The organism is Paenibacillus aestuarii (assembly GCF_027789125.1).
In the GTDB taxonomy this organism is placed as follows: domain Bacteria; phylum Bacillota; class Bacilli; order Paenibacillales; family NBRC-103111; genus Paenibacillus_E; species Paenibacillus_E aestuarii.
In genome coordinates this window covers 1-9231 of sequence record NZ_JAQFVF010000008.1, presented here as the reverse complement: position 1 = coordinate 9231, position 9231 = coordinate 1, and the positions used below count along the sequence as shown (strand labels likewise).

8 protein-coding genes and 1 pseudogene are annotated in these 9231 nt (G+C 49.9%); 6 read left to right on the top strand and 3 right to left on the bottom strand.

Going from position 1 to position 9231, the window contains the following annotated elements; translation table 11 throughout:
• Positions 1 to 1204 (bottom strand): annotated as a pseudogene (locus O9139_RS01965) (IS3 family transposase); the annotation flags it as partial.
• Positions 1205 to 1369: 165 nt separating this feature from the next.
• On the opposite strand from O9139_RS01965, the gene O9139_RS01960 reads away from it, so the two are divergent.
• The gene (locus O9139_RS01960) at positions 1370 to 1867 is read left to right on the top strand and encodes a hypothetical protein (protein WP_270877770.1); all 498 of its coding nucleotides are present in this window, start codon (positions 1370 to 1372) and stop codon (positions 1865 to 1867) included.
• A gap of 32 nt (positions 1868 to 1899) precedes the next feature.
• Here the strand turns inward: O9139_RS01960 and O9139_RS01955 are convergent, their stop codons facing one another.
• Positions 1900 to 2406 (bottom strand): hypothetical protein, encoded by a 507-nt coding sequence (locus O9139_RS01955; protein ID WP_270877771.1) that lies wholly within the window; start codon positions 2404 to 2406, stop codon positions 1900 to 1902.
• A gap of 181 nt (positions 2407 to 2587) precedes the next feature.
• Here O9139_RS01955 and O9139_RS01950 point away from each other — a divergent pair, with 181 nt between their 5' ends.
• Positions 2588 to 3397 carry a serine/threonine protein kinase gene (locus O9139_RS01950; protein ID WP_270877769.1) on the top strand — a complete coding sequence of 270 codons (810 nt, stop codon included), beginning with the start codon at positions 2588 to 2590 and terminating at the stop codon, positions 3395 to 3397.
• A 26-nt stretch (positions 3398 to 3423) separates the two neighbouring features.
• On the opposite strand, the gene O9139_RS01945 is transcribed toward O9139_RS01950, so the two are convergent.
• Complete coding sequence (locus O9139_RS01945) at positions 3424 to 3624, bottom strand: hypothetical protein (RefSeq protein ID WP_270877768.1); 201 nt, start codon at positions 3622 to 3624, stop codon at positions 3424 to 3426.
• A gap of 181 nt (positions 3625 to 3805) precedes the next feature.
• Here O9139_RS01945 and O9139_RS01940 point away from each other — a divergent pair, with 181 nt between their 5' ends.
• From O9139_RS01940 to O9139_RS01925, 4 genes are all read left to right on the top strand, one after another.
• Entirely contained in the window at positions 3806 to 5488 is a 1683-nt protein-coding gene (locus O9139_RS01940) for a hypothetical protein (protein ID WP_270877767.1), read from the top strand.
• A gap of 108 nt (positions 5489 to 5596) precedes the next feature.
• A complete protein-coding gene (locus tag O9139_RS01935; protein ID WP_270877766.1) occupies positions 5597 to 6163 on the top strand; it encodes an RNA polymerase sigma factor in 567 nt (188 codons plus the stop codon).
• 2 nt (positions 6164 to 6165) lie between these two features.
• Positions 6166 to 6873, top strand: coding sequence for an anti-sigma factor (locus O9139_RS01930; protein WP_270877765.1), 708 nt, complete (start codon positions 6166 to 6168; stop codon positions 6871 to 6873).
• A 30-nt stretch (positions 6874 to 6903) separates the two neighbouring features.
• Positions 6904 to 8562: a hypothetical protein gene (locus O9139_RS01925; protein ID WP_270877764.1), complete on the top strand. Its 1659-nt coding sequence runs from the start codon at positions 6904 to 6906 to the stop codon at positions 8560 to 8562.
• Positions 8563 to 9231: the final 669 nt, after the last annotated feature.

The following is a 9231-nucleotide window of genomic DNA, read 5'->3' as shown; positions in this document are numbered from 1 at the left end:
TTCATAATGCCAAAGAAGTTCTCCATCACCGCGTTATCGTAACAATTTCCTTTGCGTGACATGCTTTGGGTAATTCCTTGTTTCTTCAAAGCATGTTGATACGGCTTCATCTGGTAGTGCCAGCCTTGATCCGAATGTAGGAGGAGTTCATCCTCTTCGGATAAGCGTTTAAAGGCCTTATCTAGCATCTCAGAGACTAAGGAATAAGTAGGGCGGGGCCCTACTGTGTAAGTGATAATTTCACCGTTAAACAAGTCCAAAACAGGTGATAAGTACAGCTTTTCTCCAAATAGCTTAAATTCCGTAATATCGGTAACCCATTTCTCATTTGGTTTTTCCGCGTGAAAATTACGATTGAGTACGTTAGGTGCAATTTTACCTACTGTTCCTTTATGGGAACGATATTTCTTCATACGCACCACTGATTTCAAGCCTAATTCTTTCATGATACGCTGCACTTTTTTATGATTAACCCGATGTCCCCGATTATATAGTTCATCACGGATACGACGATAGCCATAACGTCCTTGATGTTCGATGTAAATGGATCGAATAAGGAGTTTTAGATCTTTGTCTAGATCGGGCTTATTCAACTGCTTTACCCAGTAGTAAAAGGTACTACGAGGGATGTCAGCAAACGCTAGCAATGCAACCACCGGGAATTCAAGCCTTAATTCATAGACTACTTGTGCTTTGTCTTGTTTGGTGATTTTTCCTTGTTTTGAACTAAGGCATTCAACTTTTTTAGATAGGTATTTTCCATACGCAAACGTTCTATTTCTGCTTTCAGAGCTTCAACTGAACCCTCCGCAGGTTCTAGTTTTTTCGAATTGTTCTCTTTCTTATTTGTCATAAGTGGGCGCCCCTTTTTCTTTGATTTCAGGGCGTCCTTTCCATCTTCATTAAATTGATTGCGCCATTTTCTAATGATCCCAGGGGAGGAAATATTAAAAATGACAGCAGCTTCATTTGGAGACGTCCCATGCTCGTTCATATAGTTGAGTACGTCTAGTTTAAATGACATGCTGTAAGCTGTATAGCTCTTTTCAAAAGCTTTTACCCCGTGATATTCGTATTGCCTAACCCACATACGTAAAACTTCATGGTTTATCCCTAATGATTTTGCAACGCTTTTAATTCCTTCCGTACCATTCTGATACTTAAAAATGGCCTTCAATTTCTCATCTAAACTGAAATTAGGCAAAAAAACTGCACCTCCATTGTTAGTCGTGTCTAACAAATGGGGTGCAGTTCAAAACAGCGGGGCTGCTTTTCTCATCATCAGGGGCAATATTTCGTATTATTTTGCAGCATAGTTTCATAGAATAGGAATAGATGTAAGCGTTAACATGATGTTGAGGTGATGATTATGGGTACCCGTTTGCTAACCGAGCACTTCATCAAGCGTCATTTTCCTAAATTAAGATACGTTAGAGTCCATACGCATGGCAATCATGCGGCTACGATCTATGCATGGAACGAGGATCTGAAGCTGCAGGAGAACGAGATGCGCCATTTGAAACAGTTTGCCGGCGAATATTTGTACCCTTACGTCTGCTTTCAGGTCAAAGCGTACAATTTGGTGCTAACCGACTTAGTGCCGCAAATCGCGGAGCGGGAGCTGCCGGAAGCTTTGCTCAAAGCAGCGCTAAGCCGAAGCTTAAGCCAGCATCGCATTATGGCGGTGATGGATCAGTTATTTCCGAGAGGAAAACTTTCATTTATCCGCTATGACTCCCCTTCGGGGACGCTTCATTTTGAGTTTGAGTCCCCGTCCACGATTGATGCGAGCGAGCGGGATTTGCTGCACAAGTATTTAACGGAGATGATCCCCGTCGGTTCACTCTGTGAGGTGACCTATTTGTAAAAATGTAAAAAGCCGCGAATTCGCGGCTTTTGTTACAGGCTATGATTCCGGCGCATGAACATCATGACCACACCGGCAAAGATGAGGGCGATGGCGATGATCGGCTGACTGCCGAACAAGCTGCCGAAGAGTGCGCCAATCGAGAAGACGGCAAAAAACAAAAGCGACAGCACGCCTAAAATATTAATCGGGATGAGCAGCCACTTATTTCTGCCGCCGAACCAGTACAATTGGAACAGGCCGACGACTACGGCGAGGATAAAGCCGGGCCACATCGTTCCCCAGCTGTCAAGCAGCATAGCAATTTGGCAGACGATGCCGGCTGTAAGCAAAATACCGCCCGGGACCAGCAGGCCGACGCCGCGGCGATTCAAGACGATGAAATAAAGCCATTGGAAGAAGACGCCTAATGGGATGACGAACAGCGCTGGCCAGAAATACTTGAATATGGAACTTGTGTGGAACAACAAGTCGCCTTTGAGAAACAAAAAGATCCCGAATACAATCAAAATCGGTCCGATGAGAGCCCTGCGGTTGATGTTCATGATTTCTCTCCTTTAGTTTGCGGTTACTGAACTATCCACATGGTACCATGACGGCATCGGCATGTCTTCCTACCAAGGTTTAGCGTCAAATCAGTCCCTAGACTGATTTTCTTTTTTATTCCATGCTACAATGAGGGGAAAAGTACTGTGGCAGTTTGTCCGCAAGGGAGGTCACATGACATTACTGGCTTATTGGAAAGGCGCCTATGAAGCCTGGATCGATTATCCGCAGCGGTCAGGCAAGCTGCTTGGAGGCCGATACCGGATCGAGCGCTTTCTTGGGGTGGGCAGCTTCGGACTGACCTATTTGTGCTGTGATCTGCATAGCAATGATCTTGTCGTCGTCAAGCAGGCGAAGCCTAGCAAGAAGCAGCTGGGAAGAGAGCTGCTGCGCAGAGAGAGCGAGATGATGGAAGCGCTGAAGCTGCCAGAGATCCCTGCATCCTACGGCTTATTCGAGGCGGATAAGCAGCTTTATTTGGTCAGTGAGTACAGGCAAGGACAGACGGTTGAACAGCTTATTTTCGAGCGCAGAGCCGTATATGCGGAAAAAGACGCGCTGCGCATCATCCGGAGCTTGATGGCTATCGTATCCGCTGTGCACGAGCAGGGGATTGTGCATTTGGACATCCGCATCCCGAATGTGATCCTGCGGGGGGAGCGGATCAGCCTGATCGACTTCGGCCTGGCCTCGCGGATCGGCGAACCTGCGCGCGTGGAAACGGAAGCGAATGAAGAGACAAGGCGGCGAAGAACGCCGGAAGTGGCGAGTGATCTTTATGCGGTCGGCCATTTTTTCCTGTTCATGCTCTATTCGGGTTATGATCCAGATGATAAAGAGGCGCTCACAGGCGTCAGCTGGGAAAAGGAGTTAAACGTATCGGCGGAGGTCAAACGCATGCTGCGTAAATTGCTGCAGCTCGACCTGCCGTACACGGATGCGCGCGATTTTATCCATGATCTGGACGCAAGCTTACAAGCGTAAAAAAAGCCGCTTGCCGCGGCTTATGTTCAGCTGGATCTTCCATATTTGTTTTTATAATAACCGTGTCCCTGCTGTTGATGTCCGTACCCGCTGTGGTGGTCGGATGAATGGCGATTATGGTAACCGTTACCGTATGGACGGTTGAAATGGCTGCTGCTATGCCGACGATGGTATTTTTTGGAATGGAGCACAGAACCGATGAGCTTTTGAAGCAGATGCTTAAACATGTGACATTCCTCCTAATAGGTTTGCTTATTTTTACGGGTTCTTTGTCTTAGGGTTTCAGTTCAAAGGGTTGGATAAAAATATTTGGGCTACAGTCAAACCGCTCCGCCCAGAAGCGCGTTACCTTAATTAGATTTGGGAGTGCTAGGAACTTCACTCTATTTAAGGGGATGTGGAATCAGGATGAAAAAGCTTAAGAAACTCATCATCTCAACTTCTGTGATGTTAGGGATGGTAACGGGGTTAACGGCCATGACGGCAGCCGCTGCCGATCCGATGGAAGTGCAGTCAGAGACGGACGTGGCGGGCAGCCTCGGCATTCTGCAAGGCGAGGGGAACGGGCTCACGCCGGAATATTTGAATAAACCGACAACCAGACTGCAAGCTGCGATTATGTATCTCCGCTTGAAGGGTCTCGAATCCGAAGCGCTCGCTTACACGGGCCCTACAGCTCCGTTCCAGGATGCAGGCCTCGTGTATAAGGAAGGGCAGTCGGTTTTGGCCTACTTGAAAGCGCATCCGGAATTGGGCTGGCAGGGCACTGGCAGCGACATGTTCGAACCATTAGCCAGCATCACTCCCCAGGCTTACTACAAAGTGCTGTTAGAATCGCTTGGCTACAAGCAGGGGACCGATTTTGAGTATGAGCAGGTGCTGAATTTTGCTGCCGATCATGGCTTATCCAAAATCGCCGGCATTCAGCAGCTTGCTAACTTAAACATCGCGACGGCAACGATCGAAGCCCTGCATGCGCCTGTGAAAGGCTCCGGTATGACGCTCTCTGCCCAATTGGAGGCAAAAGGCATCATCCCATCAGGCAAGCTGAATGTGCTGAACTTCCCTGCCCTGCAGGTCAAGCAAAGCGCAGCGCTTGGCAGTTATTTGGCTGATGCCAAAGGGATGACGCTGTACTATTTCACCAAGGACGTTGCTGATGTGAACTCCTGCACCGGCGATTGCCTGGCCAACTGGCCGGTTTATTCCGACGATCAATTGCTCGTGCCAGCAGGGTTCAATGCTGCGGATTTCGGATCCTTCGTGCGCAAGGACGGTAAAAAGCAAGTCACGTTCAAAGGCTGGCCGCTTTACTATTTCGCCAAAGATCAGAAGCCTGGCGATACGTTCGGCGAAGGCGTCGGCAAAGTTTGGTACGTGATTCATCCGGGTAATGGCATCGCTGTCGGCACGAAGGCTGATCTGGGTAACTTTTTAACCGATGATAAAGGTATGGCGCTTTATTATTACGATAAGGATACGAAAGGCGTCAGCAATTGCTCTGGAAAATGCTTGGAGAAATGGCCGGTGTTTTACAGCGATCACATCGTTGCACCTGCAGGAGTGAATGCCGCTGACATCGGTACACTCGTGCGCGCAGACGGCAAGAAACAGTCGACCTACAAAGGCTTTCCGTTGTACTATTGGGTAGACGACAAGCAAATGGGCGATACGACCGGTCAAAATGTCGGCAACGTATGGTTCGTGGTCGACCCTGCCAAATTTACTGGCACGAATGCCGTGAACAGCTCTGTGAAAACAGCCAAATCCGATAAGCTTGGTACGTACTTGGTCGATTCGAACGGCATGGCGCTCTATTTATTCACGAAAGATAAGGCCGATCCGAATGCTTGCAAAGGAAATTGCCTTGTTCAATGGCCGATTTATTACGATGCCAATTTAACGGTTTCAGCGGATTTGAACGCGAATGATTTTGGCGTGCTTACCCGCGATGACGGCACGAAGCAAACGACTTACAAAGGCTGGCCTTTGTATTATTGGTTCAAGGATAAAAATCCTGGCGATACAACAGGGCAAAATGTAGGGAAAGTCTGGTTCGTTCTCGATCCCGCCAATACCGAAAACAGATAAGACGGCTTTTTGCTAAGCCGGCTAACAGCTCCAACCTGTTGTGCTTATAGGCGCAGCACGGTTGGAGCGTTTGTATTTTTTTAATTTCGACTCGGGGAGTGCCGAATTATGCGAAATCGAACTGATGGGGAGCTCATGAAGCTGGTGATGGCCAAAGAGCCTCTGGCTTTGGAAGAGCTCTACGACCGTTATGCCAAGCTGGTCTATTCATTTGCCATGAAATCGATGAAGGATGAGCAAGCCGCCCGGGAAATTGTGCAGCTGGTGTTCACCCGGCTTTGGACGACGGAGCGGGGGTATGACGCATCTAAAGGCGGGTTCGTCAATTGGATCATTACGATTACACGCAACATGACGATCGATTACATACGCAAAAACCGCAAACAACAAGCGGTTGTCAGGTACGAGCCGAAAGAGTGGGAACAGTCCCTGGTGTCAGGAGAAGAAGGTCCCGAATCGGTGGTTTCCCGCAAATGGATCGGCGAACAAATTCAGCAAGCGTATGTACACTTATCTACCAACCAGATTGAGCTGATTGAACTGATGTACTGGGAAGGGTACTCGTTAAGCGAGATCGCCACGCAAAAAAATGAACCGGTAGGTACCATCAAAAGCCGGCTGCATCAATGCTTGAAAATACTTCGCAAACATTTGACGGCGCTGAGGGAGGGATGACGATGAAAGAGCAAGAGCCTATTGACTGCGGCTTCATAATTAACTATTTGACAGGCGAGAGCACGGAATGGGAACGTGCGGCTTTCGAACGCCATCTGCGAACTTGCGCTGCATGCAGAGAAGAACTGGGGGAATTACAGACCGTGTGGCATACACTCCCTTTTCAAATGGAAGAGATGGAAGTGCCTCCTGATCTGAAGGAGCAAGTGATGAAGGCCGCTACGAAAACGCCAAAGCCCAAAAGGCGGCGCCCGCACACTTGGATGTATGGAGCTGCGGCTGTGATCGTCCTCGGCATCATTGTCGGGGCATGGTGGAATTATAGCGCTGCACCTTCGAATCAAGCGGCAGGGCAGCTTCTGAACAAGCCGGCACAGCTGGTGAAAACGTATGAACTTAAATCCGCAGACAGCTCGATGCCGCAGGCGACGGGAACGGCTTGGGTCGTCCAACAAGGTGATGTGCACAACGTGGTTGTGAATCTTTCCGGCCTCCAGACAACGCAGGGGGATTGGACTTATCAAGTATGGCTGAATCATAATGGTAAAAAATATAATTGCGGAACTTTGCGTGTGAACGAAAAAGGGTCTGGGGTGCTCTCTTATGACGTGCATGTCAAAGAGTTGAATATTGACTCAATTGGCGTCACCCTAGAGCCCGATCCCAATGGCAGCCAGCCGCGCGGCAAGAAGGTGCTGGGCTCGACGTAGAGCGGAAAAAGCAATCGAAGGAAGATCAACGTGAAAAACAAGAAGATGTGGATGTGGAAATTTTTTACTTATATTCCCTTTTTGATCATCGCGCTAATCATCGGCTCCATTCATGCCTGGTTGTTTGTACAGGAGAAAGTTGCACCATACCCGGCGCCATATGGCCGAGCTACGGTGCTGCCGCAAATGACAACGGATGGAATAGCGGCACAAAAAGTTGGTGATGGCCAGTTCGCCTACCGCACGGGTGCTTCGCTGACTTACGCCCGGATCGACGAGACGGGACTTGCTGCTTTGGAGACGCGGCCGCTGCCGGATCAAGGGCTATTTAACAGCTATGTGCTAAGCAGCGCCGGTGCGGTTTGGGTTGGCGATGGGGGGAGGCTTTATGCAAGCGAATGGAAGGGCGGTTCATGGCAGAATAAACATACGCTAATCGATCCGCAGGTCAAGGGGGTGCGAGCAGCCGAGGGAGCGGACGGTGCAGATGGTGCCGTATGGCTCGCCTATAACGAGCAAGCGGTGTTTGTACTGAAGCGGACTGTTGACGGGGCGGCTCAGTGGTCCAAACTTGACATTCCAGATGTCAGTGAAGCTAAAGCCAGTTTGAACAACGCCGGAAATCTGGATGTCGTCTATGTGGCGACTAAGGAAGGCAGGGCGTCGCTGGGTTACGTGCAGCTGGACAAGACGTCTTGGCGGCCGCTTCAGCAGCAAACACAGCTCAAAGAGGTGGAGCTGGCAAGCTTTAATCATTTGGATGATTTCAGCTTTGTCCGTGAAGGCTCGACCATTGAGGCAGCGTACACGATCAGCTCATCCAAATCAGGAAAGAGCTCGCTTCATTTGCTGACTTTCGCAGCGGACGCTCCAGCATTGTCAACGGCAGGGGTGGCAGACACGCAGCTGCAAATCCCAGTTACAGATGCGGTCAATTCCGATACGAATTTGGAGCCTGTTTTCCATCGTATGCCATCCGGAGAGATCCAGCTTGTCGTTTCGGCTGTCTATGAGAAGAATCGCCGCTTGACGAGCCAGGAATTGTACGCCATCGGCATCCAGGGCGGCAAGCCTTCGTCAACGATGCCCATAACCCACGCTGGCGGCTTTGCCGTTTATCCGACGATGCTGGCTGTTGACGGTCATACGGCTGTCGTTTGGCTGGAGGCTGCGGGGGAGGGAGAGTACCGTGTCAATTATGCGACAGATCAGCCCGCTTATGCGCAGCGGATGAATCGCTGGACGGGCACAGACTATGTGAATGCCATCAAAACAGCCCCGCTGCTGTGGGGCATCGGCTTGCTCACTGCACTGCTGAGCCTTAAATGGATCGTGCTGCCTACGCTTTACTTGCTGGCTCTAAACGCTTTTCGCCAGCATCACTATGATGAGCATCCGCGGCTGCATTTTGGCTTGTCGCTGGGCATGTACCTTGCGGTTAAAGTGCTGCTGCTTGGCGATTACCGCAAACCAGCCACGCTGGCGGTAATGCCGGAAGCGCTGCGCTCCTGGCTTGTTTATTTGGCTATTGTGGCCGTCATTGCCGTCATTTCATATGCGTTAACTCGCATATGGCGAAAAGGACTGGATGAGCGCAACGTCGGCCTGGAGCTGTTGTATTTTGTATTGTTGGATGGGTTTATGACCAACTTGTGGTTTTCGTATTTCGTGTCGCTGGCATCGCTGTAGGGGGGCGGGCACCGCACTGCAAGCCGGAAAAGCCTCGTGCGCGACTGAACTGGCTGTAGTCCGGAAAAACCCAATTGCAGAAGCTTCGTGCGCGACTGAACCGGCTGTAGTCCGGAAAAACCCAATTACAGCCGGTTTTTCGCTTGTTCGGGCGCGAAAAGGCCGCTGTAATTGGGCGAAATCGGACTACGGAAAAACTGCGCGGAGCAGTTCTGCTGTAGTACGGAAAAAACCAATTGCAGAAGCTTCGTGCGCGACTGAACTGGCTGTAGTCCGGAAAAACCCAATTACAACCGTTTTTTGCTTGTTCGGGCGCGAAAGGCCGCTGTAATTGGGCGAAATCGGACTACATCGCTAAAAGGTGCGTCCATGGCGTCTGCAATTGGGTAAAGTCGGACTACGGATAAACTGCGCGGAGCAGTTCTGCTGTAGTCCGGAAAAACCCAATTGCAGAAGCTTCATGCGGGACTGAACATGCTGTAGTCCGGAAATACCCAATTACAGCCGGTTTTTCGCTTGTTCGGGCGCGAAAAGGCCGCTGTAATTGGGCGAAATCGGACTACATCGCAAAAAAGTGCGTCCATGGCGTCTGCAATTGGGTAAAGTCGGACTACGGATAAACTGCGCGGAGCAGTTCTGCTGTAGTCCGGAAAAACCCAATTGCAGAAG

What these genes read in the sequence shown, in the direction of transcription:
- O9139_RS01930 (WP_270877765.1), top strand. Translation starts at nt 6,166, where the DNA reads ATGAAAGAGCAAGAGCCTATTGACTGCGGCTTCATAATTAACTATTTG.
- O9139_RS01950 (WP_270877769.1), top strand. Translation starts at nt 2,588, where the DNA reads ATGACATTACTGGCTTATTGGAAAGGCGCCTATGAAGCCTGGATCGAT.
- O9139_RS01945 (WP_270877768.1), bottom strand. Translation starts at nt 3,624, where the DNA reads ATGTTTAAGCATCTGCTTCAAAAGCTCATCGGTTCTGTGCTCCATTCC.
- O9139_RS01935 (WP_270877766.1), top strand. Translation starts at nt 5,597, where the DNA reads ATGCGAAATCGAACTGATGGGGAGCTCATGAAGCTGGTGATGGCCAAA.
- O9139_RS01960 (WP_270877770.1), top strand. Translation starts at nt 1,370, where the DNA reads ATGGGTACCCGTTTGCTAACCGAGCACTTCATCAAGCGTCATTTTCCT.
- O9139_RS01940 (WP_270877767.1), top strand. Translation starts at nt 3,806, where the DNA reads ATGAAAAAGCTTAAGAAACTCATCATCTCAACTTCTGTGATGTTAGGG.